The 25046-nt window shown below is 62.4% G+C and carries 24 protein-coding genes, 1 other RNA gene and 1 riboswitch; of the genes, 15 read left to right on the forward strand and 10 right to left on the reverse strand.

All coding sequences use genetic code 11. The features are described 5' to 3' along the window. Nucleotides 1–62 precede the first annotated feature (62 nt). The 3 genes from cysD (at nucleotide 63) to cobA (ending at nucleotide 3258) form a co-directional block, all read left to right on the forward strand. Nucleotides 63–1025 (forward strand): sulfate adenylyltransferase subunit CysD, encoded by a 963-nt coding sequence (cysD, locus tag SB772_RS29790; RefSeq protein ID WP_410836737.1) that lies wholly within the window; start codon nucleotides 63–65, stop codon nucleotides 1023–1025. Nucleotides 1026–1131: 106 nt separating this feature from the next. Then, complete coding sequence (locus SB772_RS29795) at nucleotides 1132–2448, forward strand: sulfate adenylyltransferase subunit 1 (RefSeq protein WP_410836806.1); 1317 nt, start codon at nucleotides 1132–1134, stop codon at nucleotides 2446–2448. 54 nt (nucleotides 2449–2502) lie between these two features. After that, on the forward strand, nucleotides 2503–3258 hold the full coding sequence (cobA, locus tag SB772_RS29800; protein WP_410836807.1) for a uroporphyrinogen-III C-methyltransferase: 756 nt from the start codon (nucleotides 2503–2505) through the stop codon (nucleotides 3256–3258). A 774-nt stretch (nucleotides 3259–4032) separates the two neighbouring features. Here the strand turns inward: cobA and SB772_RS29805 are convergent. Genes SB772_RS29805 through lptF form a run of 3 tightly spaced genes read right to left on the reverse strand, consistent with a single transcriptional unit; the run spans nucleotide 4033 to nucleotide 6665 of the window. Next, the gene (locus SB772_RS29805) at nucleotides 4033–4401 is read right to left on the reverse strand and encodes a sirohydrochlorin chelatase (RefSeq protein WP_410836738.1); all 369 of its coding nucleotides are present in this window, start codon (nucleotides 4399–4401) and stop codon (nucleotides 4033–4035) included. Between the two features lie 11 nt (nucleotides 4402–4412). Continuing rightward, a complete protein-coding gene (gene lptG, locus SB772_RS29810) occupies nucleotides 4413–5561 on the reverse strand; it encodes an LPS export ABC transporter permease LptG (RefSeq protein ID WP_410836739.1) in 1149 nt (382 codons plus the stop codon). Nucleotides 5562–5564: 3 nt separating this feature from the next. Beyond that, nucleotides 5565–6665, reverse strand: coding sequence for an LPS export ABC transporter permease LptF (gene lptF / locus SB772_RS29815; RefSeq protein ID WP_410836740.1), 1101 nt, complete (start codon nucleotides 6663–6665; stop codon nucleotides 5565–5567). 137 nt (nucleotides 6666–6802) lie between these two features. On the opposite strand from lptF, the gene SB772_RS29820 reads away from it, so the two are divergent. The 3 genes from SB772_RS29820 (at nucleotide 6803) to SB772_RS29830 (ending at nucleotide 9513) form a co-directional block, all read left to right on the forward strand. Next, nucleotides 6803–8329 (forward strand): leucyl aminopeptidase, encoded by a 1527-nt coding sequence (locus SB772_RS29820; protein WP_410836741.1) that lies wholly within the window; start codon nucleotides 6803–6805, stop codon nucleotides 8327–8329. Nucleotides 8330–8372: 43 nt separating this feature from the next. Then, nucleotides 8373–8789, forward strand: a complete 417-nt coding sequence (locus SB772_RS29825) for a DNA polymerase III subunit chi (RefSeq protein WP_410836742.1) — start codon at nucleotides 8373–8375, stop codon at nucleotides 8787–8789. A gap of 91 nt (nucleotides 8790–8880) precedes the next feature. After that, nucleotides 8881–9513 carry a DUF2486 family protein gene (locus tag SB772_RS29830; protein ID WP_410836743.1) on the forward strand — a complete coding sequence of 211 codons (633 nt, stop codon included), beginning with the start codon at nucleotides 8881–8883 and terminating at the stop codon, nucleotides 9511–9513. A 51-nt stretch (nucleotides 9514–9564) separates the two neighbouring features. Here SB772_RS29830 and SB772_RS29835 read toward each other — a convergent pair whose 3' ends face one another. Together SB772_RS29835 and ilvD are read right to left on the reverse strand one after the other, a co-directional pair. After that, nucleotides 9565–9903 carry a c-type cytochrome gene (locus tag SB772_RS29835; RefSeq protein WP_410836744.1) on the reverse strand — a complete coding sequence of 113 codons (339 nt, stop codon included), beginning with the start codon at nucleotides 9901–9903 and terminating at the stop codon, nucleotides 9565–9567. A 194-nt stretch (nucleotides 9904–10097) separates the two neighbouring features. Further along, nucleotides 10098–11771 (reverse strand): dihydroxy-acid dehydratase, encoded by a 1674-nt coding sequence (gene ilvD, locus SB772_RS29840; RefSeq protein WP_410836745.1) that lies wholly within the window; start codon nucleotides 11769–11771, stop codon nucleotides 10098–10100. Nucleotides 11772–11972: 201 nt separating this feature from the next. Between ilvD and SB772_RS29845 the strand changes: the two genes are divergently transcribed. Both SB772_RS29845 and lgt read left to right on the forward strand, forming a co-directional pair. After that, nucleotides 11973–12953 carry a LysR family transcriptional regulator gene (locus tag SB772_RS29845; RefSeq protein WP_410836746.1) on the forward strand — a complete coding sequence of 327 codons (981 nt, stop codon included), beginning with the start codon at nucleotides 11973–11975 and terminating at the stop codon, nucleotides 12951–12953. A 113-nt stretch (nucleotides 12954–13066) separates the two neighbouring features. After that, nucleotides 13067–13972 carry a prolipoprotein diacylglyceryl transferase gene (lgt, locus tag SB772_RS29850; RefSeq protein ID WP_410836747.1) on the forward strand — a complete coding sequence of 302 codons (906 nt, stop codon included), beginning with the start codon at nucleotides 13067–13069 and terminating at the stop codon, nucleotides 13970–13972. An 88-nt stretch (nucleotides 13973–14060) separates the two neighbouring features. Here lgt and SB772_RS29855 read toward each other — a convergent pair whose 3' ends face one another. From SB772_RS29855 to SB772_RS29875, 5 genes are all read right to left on the reverse strand, one after another. Then, the gene (locus SB772_RS29855; protein WP_410836748.1) at nucleotides 14061–14789 is read right to left on the reverse strand and encodes an SIMPL domain-containing protein; all 729 of its coding nucleotides are present in this window, start codon (nucleotides 14787–14789) and stop codon (nucleotides 14061–14063) included. 210 nt (nucleotides 14790–14999) lie between these two features. Then, a complete protein-coding gene (locus SB772_RS29860) occupies nucleotides 15000–15458 on the reverse strand; it encodes an EVE domain-containing protein (RefSeq protein WP_410836749.1) in 459 nt (152 codons plus the stop codon). A gap of 103 nt (nucleotides 15459–15561) precedes the next feature. Next, nucleotides 15562–15743, reverse strand: a non-coding RNA gene (gene ssrS / locus SB772_RS29865) — 6S RNA. A gap of 89 nt (nucleotides 15744–15832) precedes the next feature. Then, complete coding sequence (locus tag SB772_RS29870; RefSeq protein WP_410836750.1) at nucleotides 15833–16147, reverse strand: cell division protein ZapA; 315 nt, start codon at nucleotides 16145–16147, stop codon at nucleotides 15833–15835. Then, nucleotides 16144–16500, reverse strand: coding sequence for an ATPase (locus tag SB772_RS29875; protein ID WP_410836751.1), 357 nt, complete (start codon nucleotides 16498–16500; stop codon nucleotides 16144–16146). The genes SB772_RS29870 and SB772_RS29875 overlap by 4 nt, the downstream gene beginning before the upstream one ends. 207 nt (nucleotides 16501–16707) lie before the next feature. Beyond that, nucleotides 16708–16967: riboswitch (cobalamin riboswitch) on the forward strand. 90 nt (nucleotides 16968–17057) lie between these two features. Between SB772_RS29875 and SB772_RS29880 the strand changes: the two genes are divergently transcribed. The 7 genes from SB772_RS29880 (at nucleotide 17058) to SB772_RS29910 (ending at nucleotide 25034) form a co-directional block, all read left to right on the forward strand. Further along, nucleotides 17058–18965 carry a TonB-dependent receptor domain-containing protein gene (locus SB772_RS29880; RefSeq protein WP_410836752.1) on the forward strand — a complete coding sequence of 636 codons (1908 nt, stop codon included), beginning with the start codon at nucleotides 17058–17060 and terminating at the stop codon, nucleotides 18963–18965. A 27-nt stretch (nucleotides 18966–18992) separates the two neighbouring features. After that, nucleotides 18993–20039, forward strand: a complete 1047-nt coding sequence (locus SB772_RS29885; RefSeq protein WP_410836753.1) for a FecCD family ABC transporter permease — start codon at nucleotides 18993–18995, stop codon at nucleotides 20037–20039. Next, the gene (locus SB772_RS29890) at nucleotides 20036–20875 is read left to right on the forward strand and encodes an ABC transporter ATP-binding protein (RefSeq protein WP_410836754.1); all 840 of its coding nucleotides are present in this window, start codon (nucleotides 20036–20038) and stop codon (nucleotides 20873–20875) included. Before SB772_RS29885 ends, SB772_RS29890 begins: the two co-directional genes overlap by 4 nt. Nucleotides 20876–20945: 70 nt before the next feature. Continuing rightward, nucleotides 20946–22007, forward strand: a complete 1062-nt coding sequence (cobT, locus tag SB772_RS29895; RefSeq protein ID WP_410836755.1) for a nicotinate-nucleotide--dimethylbenzimidazole phosphoribosyltransferase — start codon at nucleotides 20946–20948, stop codon at nucleotides 22005–22007. Nucleotides 22008–22055: 48 nt separating this feature from the next. Further along, nucleotides 22056–22823 carry an adenosylcobinamide-GDP ribazoletransferase gene (locus SB772_RS29900; RefSeq protein ID WP_410836756.1) on the forward strand — a complete coding sequence of 256 codons (768 nt, stop codon included), beginning with the start codon at nucleotides 22056–22058 and terminating at the stop codon, nucleotides 22821–22823. Then, entirely contained in the window at nucleotides 22808–23398 is a 591-nt protein-coding gene (gene cobC, locus SB772_RS29905) for an alpha-ribazole phosphatase (protein WP_410836757.1), read from the forward strand. The genes SB772_RS29900 and cobC overlap by 16 nt, the downstream gene beginning before the upstream one ends. Before the next feature lie 220 nt (nucleotides 23399–23618). Further along, nucleotides 23619–25034: a Fic family protein gene (locus SB772_RS29910; protein WP_410836758.1), complete on the forward strand. Its 1416-nt coding sequence runs from the start codon at nucleotides 23619–23621 to the stop codon at nucleotides 25032–25034. Nucleotides 25035–25046 lie beyond the last annotated feature (12 nt).

Here is a 25046-nt window from a genome sequence, read left to right on the forward strand (position 1 = left end):
CGATTTGAATACATCCGCTCGGCGAGCAACCGCCGCCGAGCGAACCAACGAAGGACCCAAACATGAGCACCACGCTCGATTCCACGCTCAACGCTCCGCTTGCCAACACGGCGAACCGGATGGATCACCTCGACTGGCTCGAAGCCGAGTCGATTCACATCCTGCGCGAACTGGTCGCCGAATGCAGCAAGCCCGCGCTGCTGTTTTCGGGCGGCAAGGATTCGGTCGTGGTGCTGCACCTCGCATTGAAGGCATTCGGCCTCGGCGCGAACCGCAAGACCGTGCTGCCGTTCCCGCTCGTGCATATCGACACCGGCCACAACTACGACGAAGTGATCGACTTCCGCGATCGCCGCGCGACAGAAATCGGCGCTGAGCTGGTGGTGGGTCATGTTGAAGATTCGATCAGGCGCGGCACCGTGCGTCTGCGTCGCGAAACGGATTCGCGCAACGCCGCGCAAGCCGTCACGCTGCTCGAAACGATCGCCGAACATGAGTACACCGCGCTGATCGGCGGCGCGCGCCGCGACGAAGAAAAGGCCCGTGCGAAAGAACGGATCTTCTCATTCCGCGACGAATTCGGCCAATGGGATCCGAAGGCGCAGCGCCCGGAACTGTGGAGCCTGTATAACGCGCGTCTGCACAATGGCGAACACCTGCGCGTGTTCCCGATCTCGAACTGGACCGAACTCGACGTGTGGCAGTACATCGCCCGCGAACAGCTCGAACTGCCGTCGATCTATTACGCCCATCAACGCGAGATCGTGCGCCGCAACGGCCTGCTGGTGCCGGTCACGCCACTCACGCCGATGCGTGAAGGCGAGACCAGCGAAACCGCGCTGGTGCGTTTCCGCACCGTCGGCGACATCAGCTGCACGTGCCCGGTGGAAAGCGACGCTGACGATCTCGAGAAGATCATCGCCGAAACGGCCGTGACCGAAATCACAGAACGCGGCGCGACGCGGATGGACGATCAGGTCTCTGAAGCCGCGATGGAACAGCGTAAGAAGCAAGGTTATTTCTAATGCATGGGACCAGAGTAAGCGCTAAAGCGCTAACTCTGGTCGACAGCTTTGCATGGGACCAGAGTAAGCGCTAAAGCGCTAACTCTGGTCGACAAGGACAAGGAACATCATGAATATTCATCAACCAGAAGACCTCGGCGTGCTGCGATTCATTACTGCGGGCAGCGTCGACGACGGCAAGAGCACGTTGATCGGCCGCCTGCTGTACGACAGCAAGGCCGTGTTGAGCGACCAGCTCTCGGCACTGTCGCGCGCGAAGAACAAGCGTACCGTCGGCGACGAAATCGATCTGTCGCTGTTGACTGACGGCCTCGAAGCGGAGCGCGAACAGGGCATCACGATCGACGTCGCGTACCGCTACTTCGCGACCGCGAAGCGCAAGTTCATCATCGCCGATACGCCGGGCCACGAGCAGTACACGCGCAATATGGTGACGGGTGCATCGACCGCGCATGCGGCGATCATTCTGGTCGACGCGACGCGTGTGACCTTCGTCGACGGCGTCGCGCAACTGCTGCCGCAAACCAAGCGTCATAGCGCGATCGTCAAGCTGCTCGGCCTGCAGCACGCGATTGTGGCGATCAACAAGATGGATCTGGTCGATTACAGCGAAACGCGCTTCAATGAGATCCGCGACGCGTATGTGGAGCTCGCGCGTCAACTGGGCCTGAACGACGTGCGCTTCGTGCCGGTGTCGGCGCTCAAGGGCGACAACATCGTGACCGCCAGCGAAAGCATGCCCTGGTATGCGGGCGAACCGCTGCTGGACCTGCTCGAAGCGTTGCCGGTCGAGGTTCCGACGGGCCAGGCGCTGCGTTTCCCGGTGCAGTGGGTGGCACGTCAGGACGGCAGCCAGGCTGACGATTTCCGCGGCTACATGGGCCGTATCGAAGCGGGCGAGGTGAAGGTCGGCGACTCGATCGTCGTGCTGCCGGCGAATCGCGAAGCGACGGTTGCCGAGATCATCGCGCCGGTGACGGGCGGCACGGCGCAAGTGGACCGCGCGTTTGCCGGTCAAACGGTGACGATCCGTCTGGCGGAAGACGTCGACGTGTCGCGCGGCGATACGTTCGTGCTGAGCGAAGCGGCGCCGGAGCCGGCCAAGAAGCTGGAAGCCGACCTGTGCTGGTTCGACGACACGCCGCTGTCGACGCAACGCAAGTATCTGTTGAAGCAGACCACTAACACGGTGTTCGCGCGGATCGGCGCGATCAAGGAAGTGCTCGACGTGCATACGCTGTCGCAGGCGACCGATCGCAAGGAACTGGCGATGAACGACATCGGCCGCGTGGCGTTGACGTTGCAAAAGCCGCTGGTGTGCGACGTGTACGATTCGCATCAAGGCACGGGTGCATTCGTGCTGATCGACGAAGCGACCCATCACACGGTTGCGGCCGGCATGATTCGGGCGTTTTCAGCGTAAGCGGGCGACGCGTGGCCGCGCACCGCAAGCGCCTCAACGAATAGGTTGATGCAAATGGGTAAGGTTTATTTGATCGGCGCAGGGCCGGGTGCTGCAGACCTCATTACGGTGCGCGGGGCGCGGCTGTTGGGCGCCGCCGATGTCGTGCTGCACGACGCGCTGGTCGAGCCCGCGATGCTCGACTATGCGCCTTCTCATGCGCGGCGGATTGCTGTCGGTAAGCGCTGCGGACAGCTTTCGACGGCGCAGCAGTTCATCAACAAGCAGATTGTGGATGCTGCTCTCGAGCATGATGTGGTGGTTCGCCTGAAGGGCGGCGATCCGATGTTGTTCGGGCGTGCGGATGAGGAGATGCGGGCGCTTGAAGCCGCCGGTATCGAGTACGAGGTCGTGCCCGGCATTACGGCTGCGCTGGCGAGTGCTGCTTCGTTGAAACGGTCTCTTACACTGCGTGGCGTGTCGCGGAGCGTTGCTCTGGCGACTTTTAGCCGGGCTCCGGGGTCCGATGAGATTCGTGAGCAGGTTAATGCGGATTCGCTCGTGTTCTATATGGGCCGCGATAGCGGTGTCGAGATTGCTCAGCAATTGATTGATGCCGGGCGGGCGGTTTCGACGCCTGTGGCGATTGTCGAGGCGTGTAGTACGGAACGCGAGCGGATGCTCACCCTCACGCTTGAAGAACTCGCCTGCGGCGAAGCGCAAAAATGGGTTGATGATTCGCAGCCTAGTTTGCTGATGATCGGAGAGGCTTTTGCTGCCCGGCAGCAGGGGGTTGTCCGCTCCGCGGATGGCGTGTTGGTCGCGGCCTGATTTTTTTGCGTTTGGCGGCGGCATTGGTTGTGTGCCTGCGGCGTTGGCCTTTCCTTGCTTTGTTATTGGTCTATTAGCGTTCCCCCTGTGCGGGGGAGCACCTACTTTTCTTTGCCTGCCGCAAAGAAAAGTAGGCAAAAGAAAGCGGCTCAAACCGCTAACTCTTAAGCGGGTCCCCTGGCTTGGAGGAGGTAGTGGAACATCTGGAATCGGTGTTCTCGCACACTCCGCGCTGGTGACAAGGCAGTCATTCTTCCCGCCTCGCACTGCGTGCTCGCCGGAACGGTCTGCCAGCACACCAGTGGCTTCGCTTGCGTGCGGTGGGGGCCATCGGCTTCGCCTCGGCGAGGTGCCAAAAAACCGGTGATTTTTTGAAGTACTGCTGAGGCGCGCCCGACTACCCAGCCGCGAGTCGCGCAACTACATGCAACTGAACGTCCGCGCTTAGCCGACGCGCAAGCGCGAAGAGAACCGATGGTTTTATGAAGTACCGCCACGGCGCGCGCAGCGCCGCCGGAAGTATGACTGCCTTGTCACTGGCGCGGAGTGTGCGGGAGCACCGATTCCAGATGCTCCACTAACCCCTCCAAGCCAGGAGACCCGCTTAAGAGTTAGCGGTTTGAGCCGCTTTCTTTTGCCTACTTTTCTTTGCGGCAGGCAAAGAAAAGTAGGTGCTCCCCCGCACAGGGGGAACGCTAATAGACCAATAACCAAGCAAGGAAAGGCCAACACCGCAGGCACACAACCCAGCCAGGCGCTACGCGCAAAAAAAACTTAAACCTGCCGAAGGCAATAACTAGCCACTGCATCGAGAACAGAATCATCCTCGCCGACGGCAGTGGCGCACTTGATCTCAACGGCGGGATACAACCCGCGACAGCGCTCGATCACCGCAGGTAAATCCGTCCTGACGTGCCCACCTTGCCCAAAAAACACAGGCACGACGGTAACAGCAGAACACCCGTCGGCGACAAGCGCCCCCACAGCTGTAGGCAGATCAGGCTCCATCAACTCGAGAAAAGCCAGCAAAACCGGCCCAGCGGCAGCACTACCGCGAACCTTATCGGCCAACCTCTCAAACGGCTCGCGCCAACGAACATCTCGCGCGCCATGCGCGAACAACACCATCCCATGTGTAGCCATGACAAAGGCTCCTAATGGCGATCCACCCACTTCAACCCAACCAGCCCCAGCACCAGATACACCAACCCTGGCGTAGCCGCAGTCAAAGGCGCCGGCCAGGTATTCAACGTGCCGATATGCGAGAACAGCGTATTGAACAGCTGAAAACTCATCCCCAGCATAATCCCGCCGAAAACCTTCACACCAACCACGCCGGCCCGCGTATGCAAATACGCAAACGGCAACGACAACACCAGCATCACGAATACCGCAAACGGATACAACAGCTTGCGCCACAGCGCAATCTCATACCGCTGGGTGTCCTGGTGATTCTCGGTCAAATGCTGGATGTAGCGGAACAGGTTGAACATGGACATCCGGTCAGGCGACACCAGCAGCACCGACAAAATCTGCGGCGTCAGTTCCGAGCGCAACGAATACTCGGGCAATACCACCTGCTTCGCCCGATACACCGGATTCAACGCATCAGCCGGGGTGCCGGGAGGAGGGGGGACGTCGAGCAACTGCGTATCGGTCACGCCGGTCAGGCGCCAATGCCCCGGCGGCTGGTACGTGCCGCTTTTCGCAATTCGCACGTTCGAGAGCCGGAACTGCGAATCGAACTCGTAAATCCGCACGTTGCTGATGGTCGCGTCGGGCCTCAACTCGCCGACGTTCACAAAGCGCGTCACCTGCTCGCCGTCCGCGCGCGCGGTGAGCGTGTCCTTCACCCAGACGCCCGACTCGAAATTGCTCGATACCGACGACCCCAGCGCCTCCAGCCGTACGCGCTCCGACAACTGATCCGTGTACGGACCGACTACTTCGCCGATCACGTAGGTCAGGAACACCAGCGGAATGCCGATCTTCAGCAGCGAGCGCAGCGCCTGATTGGTCGCGAGGCCCGACACGCGGAAAATCGTGTACTCGGAGTTCGCCGCCATCTGCGCGAACACGTAGATCGCGCTGATCAGCGCAGCCACCGGAATGATTTCGTAGAAACGCGACGGTGTCTGCAACGCGACGCGCAGCACCGCGTACTGGAACTTGTAGTTGCCGTGGCCGACGGAGTTCAGTTCGTTGATCAGGTCGAAGAAGAAGAACAGCCCCGAAAACGCGAACAGAATAAAGACGAACGTGAGGTAAACCTGACGCGCGAAGTACTTTTCATAGATGCGCATCGGTCAGGCTCCCTGCGACGAGCGGCTCAACATCGCCCGCGTGAACAGCGGCCGATTGCGCACGCGTAGCCAGAAGATGAACGCGACGACCACCGCCACCACGATGTGCAAGCTCACGAGCCCAACCCCGAACGATATCTTGCCTTGCTCGATCCACGACTGCACCACGTTCAACAGATTCGAATACGTCAGATAGATCAGGACGGCCATCACCAGATTGATCGTGCGGCTGCGCCGCGGGTTCTGGTGCGCAAGCGGAATCGCCAGCAGCATCAGGTTGATCGCGATCAGCGGCAGCCCAGCGCGCCATGCAAATTCGGCGAGGTTTTCGCGGGTCGGATTGCGGAACAGATCGAGCGTCGGCGTGCCGGTGGTGGTCGGTGTACTGACAACCGGCTGGCTCTGGATCTTCACGCCATAGCGCTCGAACTCCATGATGCGGAAATCCGGGTGCCCCGGTTCGCCGTCGTAGCGGCGGCCGTTTTCCAGCACCACAAAGCGATCGCCGTTCTTGTGCGTCTCGGTATGGCCGTTCTTCGACACCACCACGTTGACCTTGCCGTTTTCGGTGCTGGTCACGAACACGTTCTCGACGTGCCCCTGATCGGGCGACATCTTTTCGATGAAGAACACCCGGTGGCTGGTGGCCGACTCGCGGAACTGGCCCGGCGCCAGCAGCGAGACCTCGTCGCGCTGCTGGAAGCGCGCGCGGATCAGCTTGCTCTGCTGATTCGACCACGGCCAGCCGACGAACACGAAGAACATGATAAGGATGATGATCGGCGTGGCGAAAAGACCGATCGGCTTGATGAAACGGGTCAAACTGATCCCCGAGGACAGCCACACGACCATCTCGGAGTCTTTGTACCACCGCGTCAGGACGAACAGGATCGACACGAACAGGGTCGCGACGAGCATGATCGCCAGATAGCCGATCACGGTCAGGCCGATCAGCACCAGCACGTCGCGCGGATCGATCTCGCCCGAGGCTGCGAAGCCGACGATGCGGATCATCATCGTCGTCAGCACGAGCGTGAGGAGAACCATGAACACGGCACCAGCCGTATACGCGAGTTCGCGCTGGAGGGAGCGTTCGAAGATCATTATTGATGACGAGAGGGGGCGCTCTCAGTGGCGCGCGGGTTGCTTCCCATCGCGCCCCCGGTGCAGCCGCCGCGGGAAAAATAGCGGATAATTGCGGCTTTCATCCTAAGCCCAGACTTTATCCGAGGACAAGCGCGATGGACTTTAGCATAAAAGCCTGTGATTGGACCAAAGGCTCGTCAAACGGTTTCCTGACCGGGAAATCCGATTGCATCGTAATTGGCGTGTTCGAGTCGCAAACGCTCTCGGGCGCTGCGCTGGAAATCGACGCGGCCACCAAGGGCCTGTTGACCCGCGTCATCAAAGCCGGCGACATGGACGGCAAGGCCGGCACCACGCTGTTCCTGCACGAAGTATCCGGCATCGGTGCCTCGCGCGTTCTTCTGGTCGGCCTCGGCAAGCAGGATGCTTTCAGCCAGAAAGCCTACGGCGAAGCCGTGCGGGCCGCCTGGCGCGCATTGCTGGGCACCAAGATCGTCCAGGTCACCTTTACGCTCGCACAACTGCCGATCCTCGAGCGCTCGGCCGATTGGGGCGTGCGCGCCGCGATCCTCGCGCTGCGTGAGCTGACCTACAAGTTCACGCAGATGAAGAGCAAGCCGGACAACGCGGCGCGCGCGTTAAAGCGCATCGTCTTCAGCGTCAATACCGGCGACGAGAAGGCCGCCAAGCTCGCCGCCAGGCAGGGCGCTGCGCTTGCCAACGGCATGGATTTGACGCGCGACCTCGGCAACCTGCCGAGCAACGTCTGTACGCCGACCTATCTCGCCAACACCGCGAAGAAGCTCGCCAAAGACTGGAAGCTGAAGGTCGAAGTGCTCGGCGAAAAGCAGTGCGAAGCGCTTAAGATGGGCTCGTTCCTGTCGGTCACGGCCGGCGCGGTCGAACCGGCGCAGTTCATCGTGCTGCAGTACCACGGCGGCGCCGCCAAAGCCGCGCCGGTGGTGCTGGTCGGCAAGGGCGTCACGTTCGACACCGGCGGCATCTCGCTGAAGCCGGGCGAAGGCATGGACGAGATGAAGTACGACATGTGCGGCGCCGGTTCGGTGTTGGGCACGTTGCGCGCAGTCGCGGAAATGGGCCTGAAGATCAACGTCGTCGGCATCATTCCGGCGGTAGAGAACGTGCCGTCGGCTACCGCCACCAAGCCGGGCGACGTCGTCACCAGCATGAAGGGCCTGACGATCGAGGTGCTGAACACGGATGCCGAAGGCCGGCTGATCCTGTGCGACGCGCTGACCTATGCCGAGCGCTTCAAGCCGGCAGCCGTGATCGACATCGCCACGCTGACGGGCGCCTGCATCATCGCGCTGGGCCATCACAACAGCGGTTTGTTCTCGAAAGACGACGCGCTGGCGGGCGAACTGCTCGACGCATCGCGTGAAGCGTCCGATCCGGCTTGGCGCATGCCGCTCGACGAGGAGTATCAGGATCAGCTCAAGTCGAACTTCGCGGACCTCGCCAACATCGGCGGCCGTCCGGCGGGCAGCGTGACGGCCGCCTGCTTCCTGTCGCGCTTCACCGAAGCGTATCCGTGGGCGCATCTGGACATCGCCGGCACGGCCTGGAAGAGCGGCGCGGCGAAGGGCGCCAGCGGCCGTCCGGTGCCGTTGCTCGCGCAGTTCCTGATCGACCGGGCCGCGGACGGTCGCGCCGCACAATGACGCATTGCAGTAAAGTTGCTGTGGACGCAAAGCGGAGCCGCCGATGACGAGAATCGACTTTCACTCGAACGTCGGCGATTCGTTGCTGTATGCGTGCCGCCTGATCCGCAAGGCGTATCAGGCGGGCCAGCCGACCGTCGTGCTGGCCGAGCCGCCGCGCTTGCGGGCTTTCGACGAACAGCTGTGGACCTTCTCGCCGCTCGACTTCGTGCCGCATTGCATGGCGGGCTCGCCGCTCGCCGGAGAAACGCCGATCGTGCTGGCGTCGAATCTCGACGATGTGCCGCACCATCAGGTGTTGCTCAATCTCGGCGCTTCGGTGCCGGCGCAGTTCGCGCGCTTCGAAAGATTGCTGGAAGTGGTCGGCAACGCACACGACGAACTCGCTGCGGGCCGCGAACGCTATCGGTTTTACCGCGATCGCGGCTATGCTTTGAACAACTACAAGCAAGGCAGCTAGGTCTCATTCCGCGTCGCGTCGCATCTTATCGTGTCGAACGCGGCGCGTGCGCGGTCTGCCTCAGCTTCGACCCACCAAACGGAGGTTGCGCGTGTCCGATCCCCACGATAATTCGATCCCCGTTCTGCACGAGATTCTCGTGCCGGGCGATCCCGCTCAGACGCGCCACGCGCAAAGCGATACGGCCGCACCGTCGACGCAGCCGGCGCCCGAACCCGCCACTGCGCAAGAGCCGACGTTTGTGCAAGAACCGACCCTTGCACCGGAACCCGCGCATGCAAGCGAGCCCACACTCGCGCCGGAACCGCATGCACGCGCCAAAAAGCCGCATAAGTCGTCAAAGGCCAGTGAAGCGGAGCACGGGCGCGAGCCCCCATTCGCCGCGCCGTCAGCGGGCGTGTTCGATCGGGCTGAGCCGCGTGCGCCGATCGAGGCCGGCGCGCTCGTGCCGCCCGATTTCGTGCACGAGGCCCCAGCGCCGGCTCATCCGAATCTCGATGCCGATGCAATCGCCGAACGTCTGCGCGGGCGGTTCACGGGCTTTCTGACGGGAGAGGGGCGTGGCCTTGTCGAAGCGCACTGCCGTGTTGCGTTGCAGGAGCACACCGCATGGCTCGTCAACCAGATCACGCGCGAAGTGGCGCTGACGCTGGAGACGGAAATGACCGGTTGGGTACGTGAAGCGGTAGAGGAAGAAATTGCGCGGCGCTCGGGCCGCGATTAAACAGGAAGAGGGTGCGCCTTGATCCGAGCGCCTTTTTTTATTCAAGCGTCTTTATTTAAGCGTCAAGACCCAGCTCGCCAGCGTGGCCGCCTGATCGGGCGTGAGTTGCGTATTCGCGGGCATCGGTACCGCTCCCCACACGCCCGTGCTGCCATCCATGATCTTGTGCTTCAGATACGTGGCGGCATCTTCGCGTCCGGAATATTTCGCGGCGACATCGTGCAGCGCCGGCCCCATGACTGGACGCGTCACCGAGTGACAACTCATGCAGTTCTGCTGCTGGGCAAGCGCGAGGCCTTGAGCGGCTTCCGCATGCGCCGAACTGCCCGCGCCTGACGCGGCGATCAACACGCTGGCCACCGCAAGCGCTGCATACGACATTGATTTCATGATGGTCTCCGTCGGTGCAGGTGCCCGACTCGTGGTGCACGCATTATAAAAGGAAAGGGGCGCACGGTTTTCGGTACGCCCCTTTGCGCTCTTATGTAGTTTTTTACGTAGTTTTTACGTAGCTTTTACATAGTGCCGGGCGATGCGTTAATCCGCCTCGAACCGAGGCGAATCTGCGCACGCTCGATGCACGATCAGCCCGTGACGGCGCCCTTGTTGGCCGGCAGCGCCAACGCGGAGTACTTCGCCAGCACGCCGCGCGTGTAACGCGGCTTCGGTGCTTGCCATGCGGCGCGGCGGCGTTCCAGTTCGGCATCGTCGATGTTCAGTTGCAGCAGCAACTTGTGCGCATCGATCGTGATCGAATCGCCTTCCTGCACGAATGCGATCGTGCCGCCCACAAACGCTTCCGGTGCGACGTGACCGACCACCATGCCCCACGTGCCGCCCGAGAAGCGGCCGTCGGTGATCAGGCCCACGGTTTCGCCGAGGCCCTTGCCGATGATCGCCGACGTGGGGGCGAGCATTTCCGGCATGCCGGGGCCGCCCTTCGGACCGAGGTAGCGCAGCACGATGACGTCGCCGGCCTTGATCTTGTCGGCCAGGATCGCTTCCAGCGCGCTTTGTTCATCGTCGAACACGCGGGCCGGGCCGGTGATGACCGGGTTCTTCAGGCCGGTGATCTTGGCGACGGCGCCGTCCGGTGCCAGGTTGCCCTTCAGGATCGCGAGGTGGCCTTCCTTGTACAGCGCCTTCTCGATCGGGAAAATCACCTGCTGATCGGCACGCGGCTTGCTCGGCACGTCCTTCAGTTCTTCGGCCAGCGTCTTGCCGGTGATCGTGATGCAATCGCCGTGCAAGAGACCTGCGTCGAGCAGAATCTTCATGACTTGCGGAATGCCGCCTGCCTTATGCAGATCGGTCGCGACGAACTGGCCCGACGGCTTCAGGTTGCAGATCACCGGCACTTTTTTGCGCATGCGCTCGAAGTCTTCGATGGTCCATTCCACTTCCGCTGCGTGCGCGATCGCCAGATAGTGCAGCACGGCGTTGGTCGAACCGCCCGTCGCCATGATCACGGCCACGGCGTTTTCGATCGACTTCTTCGTGATGATGTCGCGCGGCTTCAGGTCCTTCCTGACCGCTTCGACCAGCACGCGCGCCGATTCGGCTGCAGAGTCGACCTTTTCCTGGTCCGGATTGGCCATCGTCGACGAATACAGCAGCGACATGCCGAGCGCTTCGAACGACGAGCTCATCGTGTTGGCGGTGTACATGCCGCCGCACGAACCCGTCGACGGGCATGCGTTCTTTTCGACCCCTTCGAAATCTTCCTGCGACATCCGGCCTGCCGTGAATTCGCCGACCGCTTCGAACGACGACACGATGGTCAGGTCCGTCCCCTTCCAGTTACCCGGACGGATCGTGCCGCCATACACGTAGATGCCCGGCACGTTCATGCGCGCGAGGCCGATCATGCCGCCCGGCATGTTCTTGTCGCAGCCGCCGATCACCACCACGCCGTCCATCCACTGGCCTTGCACGCAGGTCTCGATACAGTCGGCGATCACTTCGCGCGACACCAGCGAGTACTTCATGCCTTCAGTGCCCATCGACATGCCGTCCGAGATGGTCGGCGTGCCGAAGATCTGCGGATTCGCGTCGGCACCCTTGACCGCGACGACTGCTGCGTCGGCTAGGCGTTGCAGGCCGGCGTTACACGGCGTGATGGTCGAGTGACCGTTGGCGATGCCGATCATCGGCTTGTCGAAATCTTCCTTCTGATAGCCGAGTGCGTAGTACATCGAGCGGTTCGGCGAACGCGCCACGCCTTGCGTGATGTTCTTCGAACGACGGTTGTATGCCATGGGGAACTCCAGTCTGTTTTGTTTTGATCGGTGCGGCGGGTTCGCTGCGCGCTTTGCTGTTTCGATGCGTCGCGCGCGGCGGGAGGCTCGCCGGCTACGTCAGTCCAGTTTAGTTCCGACGCGTCGCGCAAGGATGCAGTTTTGCAAAGCACGTGTCCAATATATTATTCAGGCTTGATTAGGTCGTAAAATGTATTAATCATGTTGCCTGCCATCCCGGACCTGCGCCAGTTGCGCTATTTCGTCACCGTCGCCGAAGAAAAGCACTTCGGGCGGGCGGCCGCGCGCCTCTCGATGACGCAGCCGCCGTTGTCGCAAGCCATTCGCGCGCTGGAGGAGACGCTCGGCGTCGCGCTGTTCGCACGCACCAAGCGCTCGGTCGAATTGACGCCGGTGGGCGCGGATCTGCTGCCCGAAGTGCAGCGCCTGCTGGCGAGCGCCGAGGGGCTGCGGCCGTTGGCGCAGAGTCTGGCGCGCGGCGAGGCGGGCGTGTTGTCGCTGGCGTTCGTCTCCACGGCGGATTACGGCCTGCTGCCGCTGTTGCTGCGCGATTTCGGCGCGCATCATCCGCGCGTGCGGCTGGAGTTGACCGAAGCGACCAGCGACGTGCAGATCGACGAACTGGTGGCCGGGCGCATCGATGCCGGGCTGGTGATCGCGCCGCTGCCGTCGCGGCATGCTAGCCAGCTCTCATGGCTGCCGATCGCGCGCGAACCGCTGGTGATCGCGATGTCGTCGGAGATGGCGGCGCGTGTGGGTGGCGCTGCCGAGGCGCACGCCGAGTGGCTGGACGCGCCGATCAGCCTGCGCGACGTCGCCGATGCGCCGCTCGTCATCTTCCCAAGACGTCTGGCGCCAGGCTTTTATGACATCATTATGGATTGCTACGGCGTGGCGGGCCTCGCGCCCCGGGTCGGCCAGGAGGCGATTCAGATGCAGACGATCGTGAGCCTTGTGTCGGCCGGAATGGGTGTCGCACTGGTGCCGCAATCGTTGCGTAATCTGCGCCGCACCGGCGTCGTGTACCGGCCGCTCTCCGAGTCGGTGCCGGCGATCGAGACGGGACTCGTCTGGCGGACGGCGGAGGTGAGCCCGGTGTTGGCCGGCTTCATCGAGATCGTGCGCGCGCACGCGGCCACGGTCGAGGCGAAGGGTGCTGCGTTGCCTGGGTCGCCTCGCTAGGTGCGTTGCGAACGCATTTGACGCCGAAACGTCCAATGCATGCGCTGCACGATGCACGCGCCGCCCGCTACTGGACAATCCGCTTCTGAACCTGAACTGCCCATAACAACACGATGCTCATTCACCCGAATTTCGACCCCGTTGCCATTCATCTGGGGCCGCTCGCTGTGCGCTGGTATGGACTGATGTACCTCGTCGCGTTTATCGCGGCGATCGTCGTCGGCCGGCTGCGTCTGCGTTTGCCGTACGTCGCCGCGCAAGGCTGGAGCGCCAAGGACATCGACGACATGCTGTTCTACGGCGTGATCGGCACCATTCTCGGTGGCCGGCTCGGCTACGTGCTGTTCTACAAAGCGAGTTTTTATTTCGCACATCCGCTCGACATCTTCAAGGTGTGGGAAGGCGGCATGTCGTTTCACGGCGGCTTCCTCGGCGTGACGCTGGCGATGGTGCTGTTTGCGTATCAACGCAAGCGCTCGTGGCTGCAAGTCACCGATTTCGTCGCGCCAATGGTGCCGACGGGGCTCGCGGCAGGGCGCCTCGGCAACTTCATCAACGGCGAATTGTGGGGGCGCGTGACCGATCCGACGGCGCCGTGGGCGATGCTGTTTCCGGGCGCCGCGCCCGATGACGCTGCCTGGCTTACCGCGCATCCGCAACTGGCCGCGCAGTGGCATCTGAACGAAGTGTTTGCGCAATATCACATGCTGCCGCGCCATCCGTCGGAGTTGTATGAGATTGCGCTCGAAGGCGTCGCGTTGTTCTTCGTGCTGTTTTTCTTCTCGCGCAAACCGAAGCCGATGGGCGCGATCTCGGCGGTGTTCCTGATCGGCTACGGGCTTGCACGTTTCACGGTGGAGTTCGCGCGCGAGCCGGACGATTTCCTTGGGCTTCTGGCAATGGGCCTCTCGATGGGCCAATGGCTCTCGCTGCCGATGATTCTCGCGGGCATCGTCATGCTGGTGTGGGCATATCGCCGCGCGCGCCGTCAGCAGGTTCAGGCGGTCGGGGCGAACTGATCACTACGGTTGATCGTAGCCAATGAAAAACGCCACGGCATGCCATGGCGTTTTCTTTTGCAGCAGGTACGTACAGCGTAAAAACGCGTTACTTCATCTGCACCGAGCCCGACACATTGACCGTCACCGTCGACGTGCCGCCTTCGATCGGCGGTGCCGAGGCCTTCGCGTCGGCGCTCATTGCGCGTGCGCTCATCATCATCATGGGACGCGGCATGACGCCGTTGTGCGCGACGTTGACTTCGCGAATCGAATAGCCGCTGTAGCCGAACGCCTGCGCCGACGAAGAAGCCTGCTCGCGGAACGACTTGATCGCTTCGCCGGTGAGTTTCTGTTCGGCAGCGCGCTGCGCTTCGGGTGACAACGAGAATTGCACGTTGCCGACCTGCATGATCGATGCCATCTCACCAGCGAGCTTCGATGCGGCGGCGAAGTCGTGCGACTTGAGCACGACTTCCGTACGGCCGCGCCACGCGGAAATGCGGCCGTCACGGTCGGTCGACGGATAGATCGAGAACGAACCTGTGCGCGCGGTCACGCCATTCACACCCTTGGCCTTTTGCAGCGCCGAATCGGCGTGCTGATTCAGCGTTGACGTGAGCGCCGACGGATCGCTCGCTTGTTGCTCATAAAACAGCGTGATATCGACGACGTCTTGCGGCACGTCCGCGCTTGCCTGTGCATTCAGCGACAGCACGCCGGCCGGCTGATTTTGCGTCATGCTTTGGGCGCGCGCCATGGCAGGCGTCAATGCGAGAGCGGCAGGGGTCACGCACGCAAGAGCGAGTGCGAGTGCACGTGCAGTGTTTTTTGTCATTCTTGGACTCCTTCCTTGCTTGAACAGGTGCGCGATTGGAGCGAAGGGGATGCAATGGCACGGCGTTTGCATGTCCCGTTTGCGAGCCCGTTAGGCGCTTGTAACCTCGGCTTGGTTCCCCAATTTGACGTAGCTTTAACGTTTGGGTCCTGGTTTGCTTCTGTTTCGCATGTGAGGCAGCGACGACACGTAGCACGTGCAAATACAGCTTCAAACAAGCCGTTTCGTGATGAAGCGCCATTCGGCTTCGGTCACCGGTGTGATCGACAAACGGTTGCCCTTCGCCAGCACGCGCATGTCCGCGAGTTCTTCATGCTCGCGCAACGCGGCAAGCGGAATCAACGGGATCTTCTTCTTGAACACCACGTCGACGAGCAGCCAGCGCGGCGTTTCCTGCGACGACTTCGGATCGTAGTAGGGGCTCTTCTTGTCGAACTGCGTCGGATCCGGATAAGCGGTGGACGACACTTCCGCGAGCCCCGCGATGCCCGGCTCCGGACAACTCGAGTGATAGAACAGCACGCCGTCGCCGACCTGCATCATGTCGCGCATGAAGTTGCGCGCCTGATAGTTGCGCACGCCGGTCCACGGCAACGTGCGTTGCGGTGCATTGGCGAGATGGTCGATGCTTGCTTCGTCCGGTTCGGACTTCATTAGCCAGTAGCGCATGAATCGAATTGAACGTCAGGAAGGTGAAGATGCGAAAGAAACGTGAAGAAACTTGAGGCCCAAAGAAAAACGGCACCGAACCAAAGTCCGATGCCGTTTAAATAAGGTCCCCGCCTTAGCCGCTAGGCCGGCATCCTGAACCGAGGATTCAGAATTGGTCGCAGTTAGCAGCACTTCGGGTACATCAGACAGAGTGACGCGCACACCCGTGCTACAAATTTCCACAACCGTGCACATGGCATTGGTTCAAGGAATATATGACCTTGGCGAACCAGGCAGGGAAGCTAAACCGATTGAACTCAAACACTTGCTGAGTCTTTGCTCATGCATTTTGTTTGAATCCGCAGCCGGTCTCAGGACCGGCCACCAGATACTTACTGCATGCTGTACTGCTGGATCACAGTACCCAGTTGTTCGTTCATTTGGCGCATTGTACGCCGGATTTCTTCAGCGGGAAATGCTTCTCCGTGTCGCACGCTCGTTTGCAGCTTAAGCAGTTCCGATGCCAGCGACAGCGCAGCCATGACGGCAATGCGATCCGTGCCGCGCACGTTGCTGTTATTGCGGATCTTCGACATTTCGGCATCCACGCGCGCCACCGCCTCGAGCAGCGCTGCTTCGGTTTCCGGCGAGCAGGCGAGACGATACGGCACGCCGAGAATCGATACTTCGATCTGCTTGGTGGTCATGCATTTTCTCCGTGGCGGATGGCGGCGCTGTCCGCTTCGACCTCGTGCTGTTCGGGTTCGAGCAGGTCGAGCTGATTATCAGGCTCGGTCTGCGCGCGTGCTCGCGGCAGTTTTTCGAGAATCGCATTCAGGCGTACCTGTGCGTCGTCGATCTTCGCCGACAGCGCGTCGCGTTCCGCTTGCAGCGCATCGCGTTCCTCGCGCAGCAACGCGAGTTCGGTACGCGTGGCTTCCGCTTCGGCGCGCGTTTGGGCGAGCTGCGCTTCGAGCGCGAGTCGCGCTTCATGGTGGCGCTGGCTGATCGCAATCAGCTTGCCGATATTTTGTGAAAGTGTTTCGAGTTCGGTGAGCATGTGCTGCGTCCTCTAAAGACCTCGCATTTTAGCGCGGAATGTCGCAGGTTCCGACAATTGTCTCGTTTCGAGACGTAACAACCTCGCTTTGTGCAGCCTTTTATCGACCATATGACGAAAAACGACGCCTGCATCGGACAATAATCTGCACTTGACCGAACCGATCGAGCACGGATTAACCATTCTTGACGGACCCCGGGGGCGCTCCTAAACTGGCCGCACTTTGGTGCCCGCGCGTGCTTTTCGATAGTGCGCGCAGTTAAACGGGAAGCAGGGCGCGACGTTCGCCTGAACGCGCCAGCCTGCGCTGCCCCCGCAACGGTAAGCGACCGCATGGCGTCATGCAGGTCGATCCTGATAGTGTGTTCGAAGCTAGACATGCGAGTGTGCCACTGCGCGTCACGCGTGGGAAGGTGGGATCGATTGTGTCGCCAGCCCGGATACCGGCCAGAGAGAGAGGTGCGTCCCGCGCAAATTCGTAAAAAGCGCGGGCGCCTCGTTACGCATCGGCCTGCGGGGAAGCGGGCCGCGCACGCTATCCACAGGAATATCGTCCCATGCTGTCCCCCATCGCTCGCGCGGCGATGCTCGCCTTTGCGGGCCTGCCGCTCGTCGCGCACGCTGAGGCTGCGTCTTCTTCTGCTGCTTCGTCAGTTTCTTCTTCAGTGAGTTCGTCGGATACCGGCACGGCGAGTTCTTCTCTCACGATGTTGTCGCCCGTTGTGGTCACCGCCGAGCGCGGGCCGCAGCCGCTCGCCGATACGATCCCGCAGACCACGCTATTCGATCAGCAGGATATCGCCGACACGACCGCGACCGATTTGCCCGGCCTGCTGCAACTTGCGCCCGGTGCACAAATCTCGCGCACGGGCGGCCCTGGTTCGACCGCGAGCCTGTTCCTGCGCGGTGCATCGTCGACTCAATCGCTGGTGCTGATCGACGGCGTGCGGGTCGACTCGGTGAGCCTCGGTGCGCCGCAACTCGCGCAGATCCCGCTCGATCAGGTCGATCACGTCGAAGTGGTGAACGGCAACGTGTCCGCGTTATACGGCTCGGGTGCGATCGGCGGCGTCGTGCAGGTGTTCACGAAAGACGGGGGCGATCATCCGCCGCGCTTCAATTTTTCGGTGGGCTACGGCAGCTATCACACGCAGACGCAACAGGCCGGTCTGAACGGCGCATTGGATAAAGACGGCAAGACCACCTTCAGCCTCTCGCTCGCGCGCTCGAAGGACGACGGCTTCTCGTCGCTCAATCCGGCTGAGGCGCCCAACGCAAATCCGAATGCGAACGGCTATCTGAACGAGAGCATCTCTGCCTCGTTGCGTCACAGGTTCAATGACAGGTGGGACGCAGGCGTCACGTATTTCCAGTCGAACGGCAACAATAGCTACGACAACGCGTACGGCGTGCCAACCGATCTGAACAACCTGTATAGCAAAGTGCGGCAAATGTCGGTGTTCGCGAACGGCAAGGTGACCGACTGGTGGACCAGCCACTTTATCGTCGCCGAAGGCGACGACCGCAGCGTGTCGAACACCAACGGCGTGTACAACGGCCGCTTCGATACCGACAATCGCCAGTACACGTGGCAGAACGATTTCGCGCTCGCCGCGCAGCAGAAACTGCAAGTCGGCTATGAGCATCTCGATCAGAGCCTCGACTCGGATACGTTCGCGGCCCCCGGCCGGCATGTGAATTCGGGCTTCGCCGGCTATACGGGGCGCTTCGGGCGCAGCCAGATTCAGGCCAACGTGCGGCGCGACCAGTATTCCGATTTCGGCGGGGCGAACAGTTACTATCTCGGCTACGGCTTCGACATCACCGGGCATTGGAAGGTGAGCGCAAGCTATTCGGATGCGTTTCGCGCGCCGAGTTTCGACGATCTGTACTATCCGATCAGCGGCAATCCGTCGATTCAACCTGAGCGCAGTCATTCGATCGAAGCCGCGCTGCAGTACGCGTCGACTGCGCTCGGCGTGATGCGCCTGAGCGCGTTCCAGACACGCTATTCGAATCTGATCGACTACCGGCAGGTCACGCCGGGCATCTATCTGGCGGAGAACGTCGGCCATGCGAAAGTGCAGGGACTCGAGGGATCGTGGAGCGGTCATCTCGGCAAGACGGATGTGCGTGCGTCGGTGACGCTGCAAAATCCCGTCGATCTCGACAACGATGTCGACCTCGTACGGCGTGCGCGGCGTTTCGCGTCGCTGGCGGTGAATCGCAGCATGGCGGGGTGGCGTGTCGGCGGCGAGTGGATCGTCAGCGGCCCGCGCGACGATAGCAGCGGCAAGTTGGGTGGCTACGGTGTGGTGAATCTGTCGGCGCGCTACAACATCACGAAGGCGTGGTACGTGGCCGCGCAAATCCAGAACCTGTTGGACAAGGACTATGAAACGGCCTACTCGTATAATTCGCCGCGGCGCGGTGCATATCTCACGGTCGGTTGGCAGCAGCAGTGACGAGCGCGCTTGCCTGAGATTGCGCGAATGAACCGCAGCCCGGGTCCGATGATCACGACGGCGATGCCCGTCATGAGCGCGAAGCGCGCGGCCGCGATCTGGCTCGCGCTTGCCGTGCTCGCGCTGGCGGTGCTGATCGCGTCGCTCGCGCTCGGCAGCGTGCCGCTCGCGCCCGCGCGTGTGCTGGCGGCGCTCATGCCGTCGCATGTCGAGTCGGCCGATCTTGCAGGCGAGATCGTGCGCACGCTGCGTTTGCCGCGCGCGGTGGCCGGCTTCGCGTGCGGCGCGTTGCTCGCGTTAGCCGGCGCGTTGTTGCAGGTGCTGCTGCGCAATCCGTTGGCCGAGCCCTACGTGTTAGGCGTGTCGGGCGGCGCGGCGACTTTTGCCCTCGTCGCGATGATCGCCGGTTGCGCGTGGTGGATCGTCGATGCAAGCGCGTTCGCGGGGGCGTTCGTGTCGATCCTGCTGGTGCTCGGCCTGGCGCGCCGCGAGTTGTGGCGCGGCGAGCCGCAGGATACATCGCCGCGTCTGCTGTTGACCGGCGCGGTGATCGCGGCCGGTTGGGGCGCCGTCATCACGCTGCTGCTCAACGTTGCGCCCGACAATCGCCTGCGCGGCATGCTGTTCTGGCTGACCGGCGACCTCAACGGCGGCGCGATGCCGTGGACCGCGCTCGCGGCGCTGCTCGTCGTGCTGATCGCAATCGTGCCCGCGGCGCCGCGGCTCAATGTGCTGCTGCGTGGCGATGCCGCTGCTCAGGCGCTCGGCGTCGCGGTGATGCCGCTGCGCATGCGCGTGTATCTGGTGGCGTCGCTGGCGGCGGCCGCGGCGGTGACGACGGCCGGCACCATCGGCTTTGTCGGCTTGGTGGTGCCGCATACGCTGCGGCTCGCGTTCGGCAACGATCAGCGCATGCTGCTGCCGGCGGCCGCGCTCGGTGGCGGTGTCGCGGTGATGGGCGCCGATCTGATCGCGCGCACCGTGATCGCGCCGGCGCAATTGCCGGTCGGCGTGATTACCTCGATCGTCGGCGTGCCGGTGTTTTTGTGGATGCTGTTGCGCAGGCGCCGATGATGCAAGCACCCAACCCCGCCCATGCCGCGCTCAGCGCGCAACGTGTCACGTTGCGCGCCGGCTCGCGAACGCTGCTCGATGCGTTCACGCATACGTTCTACGAAGGCGAGATCTGGTGCATCGCCGGCCCGAACGGTGCGGGCAAGACGACGCTGATCTCGACGCTCGCCGGCCTCTCGCATCCGTCAACCGGGCACGTCGAACTCGATGGCATGCGTCTTTCCGACTGGCAGCCGCTGCCGCTCGCGCAGCGTCGCGCCTTGATGCCGCAAAGCGCGCACGACGCGTTCAGTGCGAGCGTGCTCGATATCGTAACGCTCAACCGCTTTCCGCATCTGACCGGCTGGGGCTGGGAGCGTGAGGCCGATCGCGCTGCCGCGCATGCCGCGCTGGATACGCTAGGCCTTGCCGAATTCGCCGCGCGCGACGTGCTGTCGCTCTCGGGCGGCGAACGGCAACGCGTCGCGCTGGCCGCGGTGTTGTGCCAGCAAGCACCGTTGTTGCTGCTCGACGAACCGCTGTCGCATCTCGATCTGCATCATCAGATCGATTGCCTCGACGCGTTGACCGCCTGGGCGCGCGAGCCTCGGCGTACAGTGATGTTTTCGTGTCACGATCTGAATCTCGGGCGCCGCTTCGCGACGCATGCGCTGCTGCTCGACGGCGACGGCGGTGCCTATGCCGGGCCGGTGCACGATGTGCTGACGCCCGAGCTGACAAGCCGTGCATTCGGCTATCCGTTGATTTTGATTCGCGACGGCGAGCATGAGGCGTTGATTCCGGCGTCGCGCTCGCGTCACGAATCGCCCGGCGGTGATGACACTCGGGCAAGCTAAACGCTTCATCAGCGCTTTATAAGTGCTTCACAAAAAACATCCTCTCTTCCGAAAAACCCGAAAAACGTCTATGACTTCCTTGCCAGGTTTGCTGCGATTGCCCGAGGTCGAACCGCTCGATCAAACGTTGCGCGACGAACTGCAACACATCATCGATACCAAGACCAAGCCGCCCGGCAGCCTCGGCCGGCTCGAGGCGTTGGCGCGTCAAATGGGTTTGATCCAGCGCACCACGCGTCCCACGGTCGACCGTCCGGCGATGATCGTGTTTGCCGGCGATCACGGCATTGCTGATGAAGGCGTGAGTCCCTATCCGCAAGCCGTGACCGCGCAGATGGTCGCCAACTTCCTCGCGGGCGGCGCGGCGATCAATGCATTGAGCCGCGTTGCCGGTACCGAACTCGAAGTGGTCAATGCGGGGATCGCGACACCGTTGCCGTCTACTGAAGGTCTGACCGACATTCCGGTCGCGGCCGGCACCCGCAACTTCGCGCACGAACCCGCGATGACGCGCGACGAAGCGCTGGCAGCGATGCAGGCGGGCGCTGCTCGCGTGCGGCATCACGCAGCGCTCGGCAGCAACGTCATCGGCTTCGGCGAGATGGGGATTGCGAATACGTCGTCGGCCGCGTGTTTGATGAGCCGACTGTGCGGTGTGCCGATCGACGAATGCGTCGGCCGCGGCACGGGTCTCGACAACGCGGGGCTCGCGAAAAAGCGCAACGTGCTCGCGTCGGCGCTCGCGCGTCACGCCGTATCCACGGATCCGCTCGACGTGCTCGCCACCTTCGGCGGCTTCGAAATCGCGATGATGGCAGGCGCGTATCTCGCCGCCGCCGAAGCGCGTATGACGATCCTGGTCGACGGCTTCATCGCGACCGCGGCGTTGCTGGTCGCCGACGCGCTCGAGCCCAACGTGCGCGAGTATTGCGTGTTCGCGCATGCGTCGAACGAAGCGGGGCATCGGCGCATGCTCGACCATTTCGGCGCGCTGCCGTTGTTGTCGCTCGATATGCGTCTCGGCGAAGGCACCGGTGCGGCGCTCGCGGTGCCGTTGCTGCGCGCGGCGGCCGCGTTCGTCGGCGAGATGGCGAGTTTCGAATCGGCCGGCGTCGCCGATCGCGATGCATAAGCAGCCTCGCGATCAGTGGCCTCGCAAACTCGCAGGCCCGCTCCGCTCATGAATCCGCTCGCGGAACTGCGCTACTTCTTCACGGCGCTCGGCTATTTCACGCGCGTGCCGGTGCCGCGTTGGGTCGGCTATGAGCCGCACTATCTGAACGCGGCGGCGCGCTATTTTCCGCTTGTCGGCGTGTTGATCGGCGGCTCGAGCGCGCTGGTCTATCTCGCGGCGTTGCGGGTCTTTCCGGCGGGCGTGGCGGTGCTGCTGTCGATGGCTGCGTCGCTCGTCGTCACCGGCGCGTTTCACGAAGACGGTCTGGCCGATTGCGTCGATGCGTTCGGTGGCGCCTATGCGCGCGACGATGTGTTGCGCATCATGCGCGATTCGCGGATTGGCGCATTCGGGGCTATCGCGCTCGTGATCGCGCTTGCGTTGAAGTGGCAAACGCTCGCCGCCATGCCGCCGATGCGCGCGGCAAGTCTGATGATTGCGGCTCATGCGGCCAGCCGCGTCTGCGCGATCAGCTATCTCGCCACACTCGACTATGTGCGTGCCGAAGGCAAGGCCAAACCGGTCGCGCAACGCTTGAGCGCGACCGCGTTGAGCTGTGCCGCGGCGTTCGGTTTGCCGTGGCTGTTCTGGCCTGACTGGCCCGACTGGCGGTTTGCCTGCGTGACACTCGCCGTCCTGGCGATGCTGCGTTTTGCGATGGGCCGTTATTTCGTCAGACGCATCGGCGGGTACACCGGCGACTGCCTGGGCTTCGCTCAACAGATTTTTGAATTGAGCATCTACCTCGTGGGGCTCGCATGGATATCGTCCTGATCCGTCATCCCGCTGTCGCGCTCGATGCGGGCGTGTGTTATGGCCAAAGCGACGTAGCGCTTGCCGGGGATGTAGAGGTTTGCGCCAGCGCGCTTGCCTTGAAACTCGCGACTTTGCAGGTGCCGCCACCGCGCGTCTTGATGTCGAGTCCGTTGACGCGTTGCGCGACCTTGGCCGAGGTGATGGCGAACGAGTTCGGCTGCGCGCTCAGTCACGACGACCGTCTGAAAGAAATGAACTTCGGTGCCTGGGAGCAGCAGCGCTGGGACGCGATCGATCGTGCGTTGCTGGACGAGTGGGCGGCGAACTTCGAACACGCGCGCGCGCATGGCGGCGAAAGCGTCGCGCAATTCGTCTCGCGGGTGCGCGCGTGGTTCGAGGCATTCGCGCAGACGCGCGAGTTGACGCCGGCGTATGTCGTCACGCATGCCGGCGTGATTCGCGTGATCGCATCGCTGGTGCTGGACGTGCCGGTGGAGAACTGTCTGCGGTGGTCGCTGGAGATGCCTGGAATCGTCTGGCTACATAGGGACGATGATGCGCAGCAATGGTCGTTGGTGAGGTGGAATGCTTGAGTGCTTTGCGTGGGCGGCTTGCCGCTTCCCCCCGGCGGCCGGACGCCAGTCGATTGGATTTCTATTCGCGCCACTTTTCCTGAAGATTTGTCGAGAAAGACCCTATTCGAGCCACTTTTTACTTGAAAGTGGCGCGAATAATCCGATTTGTGCCACAATTCAATGAGAAAAGTGGCGTGAATAGGGGTAATCGCGCCACATCGACTTCCCGGCGGCGCATATGAACAGCAACGGCATCAAACAGGAACTGGATCTGATCGAGCAACTCATCGCCGCAAGCGTTGAGGGGCAGGGCGCCCGCGCGCTTGCCGCGGCACTTGCCGCACGCCGGCATCCGATGCCGCGCCGCACGTTGCAACGCCGTCTTGATGCGTTGCTGGAAGCCGGCCGGATTACCTCGGAAGGCGGCGGCAGAGCGGTCGCTTATAAGCGGATTTCCGCTTCAAGCGAGGCCGTTTCTCCTTCCCAGGCTCTCACAAGCGCCAGCACCGCAGGCGAAGCCTACGTGCCTGTGTCGACCGCAGGCCTGGAAGTTCGCGCGGAGGTGAACAAGCCGCTGCACGAGCGCCGGCCGGTCGGCTACAACCGCGCATTTCTCGAACGCTACCGTCCCAATCAGGACGCTTACCTATCCCAGGCGCAGCGCGAACGCCTGCATGAGTGGGGCCGCACGTCGGCGGACGCGCGGCCGGCCGGCACCTACGCGCGCGACATCATGAGCAGGCTTCTGATCGATTTGTCGTGGGCATCGTCGCGGCTCGAGGGCAACACTTATACGCGGCTGGATACCGTGCGCCTGATCGAGCAAGGGCAAATCGCGGAAGGCAAGGACGCCCAGGAAACGCAGATGATCCTCAACCACAAGGCCGCGATCGAGATGATTGTCGAGAGCGCCGACGAGGTTGGCTTCAACCGTTTCACCGTGCTGAACCTCCACGCGATTCTCTCCGATAACCTGATGTCGGACCCGTTCGCCAGCGGCCGTTTGCGCGCGCGCGAAGTGGAGATCAGCGGCACCGTGTTTTTTCCGCTTGCCGTGCCGCAGCAGATCGCGGAATGCTTCGAGGCGCTGCTGAACAAGGCGGCGCAAATCGACGATCCATTCGAGCAGGCTTTCTTCGGCATGGTGCACCTGCCGTACCTGCAGCCATTCGAAGACGTCAACAAACGGGTCTCGCGTCTGACCGCGAACATCCCGCTGATCCGGCAGAATCTCTGTCCGCTGTCGTTTGTCGACGTACCCGAGAAGGCTTATATCGAAGGTACGCTCGGCGTGTACGAAACCAATCGCGTCGAGCTGCTGCGCGATGTTTTCATCTGGGCCTACGAGCGTTCGTGTCGACGCTATCTGGCGATTCGACAATCGATCGGCGAGCCGGACGCATTCCGGCTCAAGTATCGCAATGCGTTGATACAGGTGGTGCAGGAGGTGATTCGCGGCGGCTTGGCCGGCACGCGCGGCGAGATCGAAACGCTTGCGCAGAATCTCGTCACCGCGGGCGATTTGTCTTCTTTCGTCGACGCGATCCAGTCGGATCTGGACCATCTTTATCTGGGTAACGTCGCGCGTTACCGGTTGCGGCTTTCCGAGTTCGAGCGCTGGCCGTTCAAGCGCCCGGATACCGCCACACGCTGACGGCTCGCCGCT

The sequence above is a fragment of the Paraburkholderia sp. SIMBA_030 genome (genome assembly GCF_046535245.1).
Taxonomy (GTDB): domain Bacteria; phylum Pseudomonadota; class Gammaproteobacteria; order Burkholderiales; family Burkholderiaceae; genus Paraburkholderia.

Coding starts and splice junctions, on each gene's coding strand:
- cysD (WP_410836737.1), top strand. CDS start 63: ATGAGCACCACGCTCGATTCCACGCTCAACGCTCCGCTTGCCAACACG.
- cobA (WP_410836807.1), top strand. CDS start 2,503: ATGGGTAAGGTTTATTTGATCGGCGCAGGGCCGGGTGCTGCAGACCTC.
- SB772_RS29805 (WP_410836738.1), bottom strand. CDS start 4,401: ATGGCTACACATGGGATGGTGTTGTTCGCGCATGGCGCGCGAGATGTT.
- lptG (WP_410836739.1), bottom strand. CDS start 5,561: ATGCGCATCTATGAAAAGTACTTCGCGCGTCAGGTTTACCTCACGTTC.
- lptF (WP_410836740.1), bottom strand. CDS start 6,665: ATGATCTTCGAACGCTCCCTCCAGCGCGAACTCGCGTATACGGCTGGT.
- SB772_RS29820 (WP_410836741.1), top strand. CDS start 6,803: ATGGACTTTAGCATAAAAGCCTGTGATTGGACCAAAGGCTCGTCAAAC.
- SB772_RS29825 (WP_410836742.1), top strand. CDS start 8,373: ATGACGAGAATCGACTTTCACTCGAACGTCGGCGATTCGTTGCTGTAT.
- SB772_RS29835 (WP_410836744.1), bottom strand. CDS start 9,903: ATGAAATCAATGTCGTATGCAGCGCTTGCGGTGGCCAGCGTGTTGATC.
- ilvD (WP_410836745.1), bottom strand. CDS start 11,771: ATGGCATACAACCGTCGTTCGAAGAACATCACGCAAGGCGTGGCGCGT.
- SB772_RS29845 (WP_410836746.1), top strand. CDS start 11,973: ATGTTGCCTGCCATCCCGGACCTGCGCCAGTTGCGCTATTTCGTCACC.
- lgt (WP_410836747.1), top strand. CDS start 13,067: ATGCTCATTCACCCGAATTTCGACCCCGTTGCCATTCATCTGGGGCCG.
- SB772_RS29855 (WP_410836748.1), bottom strand. CDS start 14,789: ATGACAAAAAACACTGCACGTGCACTCGCACTCGCTCTTGCGTGCGTG.
- SB772_RS29860 (WP_410836749.1), bottom strand. CDS start 15,458: ATGCGCTACTGGCTAATGAAGTCCGAACCGGACGAAGCAAGCATCGAC.
- SB772_RS29870 (WP_410836750.1), bottom strand. CDS start 16,147: ATGACCACCAAGCAGATCGAAGTATCGATTCTCGGCGTGCCGTATCGT.
- SB772_RS29875 (WP_410836751.1), bottom strand. CDS start 16,500: ATGCTCACCGAACTCGAAACACTTTCACAAAATATCGGCAAGCTGATT.
- SB772_RS29880 (WP_410836752.1), top strand. CDS start 17,058: ATGCTGTCCCCCATCGCTCGCGCGGCGATGCTCGCCTTTGCGGGCCTG.
- SB772_RS29885 (WP_410836753.1), top strand. CDS start 18,993: ATGAACCGCAGCCCGGGTCCGATGATCACGACGGCGATGCCCGTCATG.
- SB772_RS29890 (WP_410836754.1), top strand. CDS start 20,036: ATGATGCAAGCACCCAACCCCGCCCATGCCGCGCTCAGCGCGCAACGT.
- cobT (WP_410836755.1), top strand. CDS start 20,946: ATGACTTCCTTGCCAGGTTTGCTGCGATTGCCCGAGGTCGAACCGCTC.
- SB772_RS29900 (WP_410836756.1), top strand. CDS start 22,056: ATGAATCCGCTCGCGGAACTGCGCTACTTCTTCACGGCGCTCGGCTAT.
- cobC (WP_410836757.1), top strand. CDS start 22,808: ATGGATATCGTCCTGATCCGTCATCCCGCTGTCGCGCTCGATGCGGGC.
- SB772_RS29910 (WP_410836758.1), top strand. CDS start 23,619: ATGAACAGCAACGGCATCAAACAGGAACTGGATCTGATCGAGCAACTC.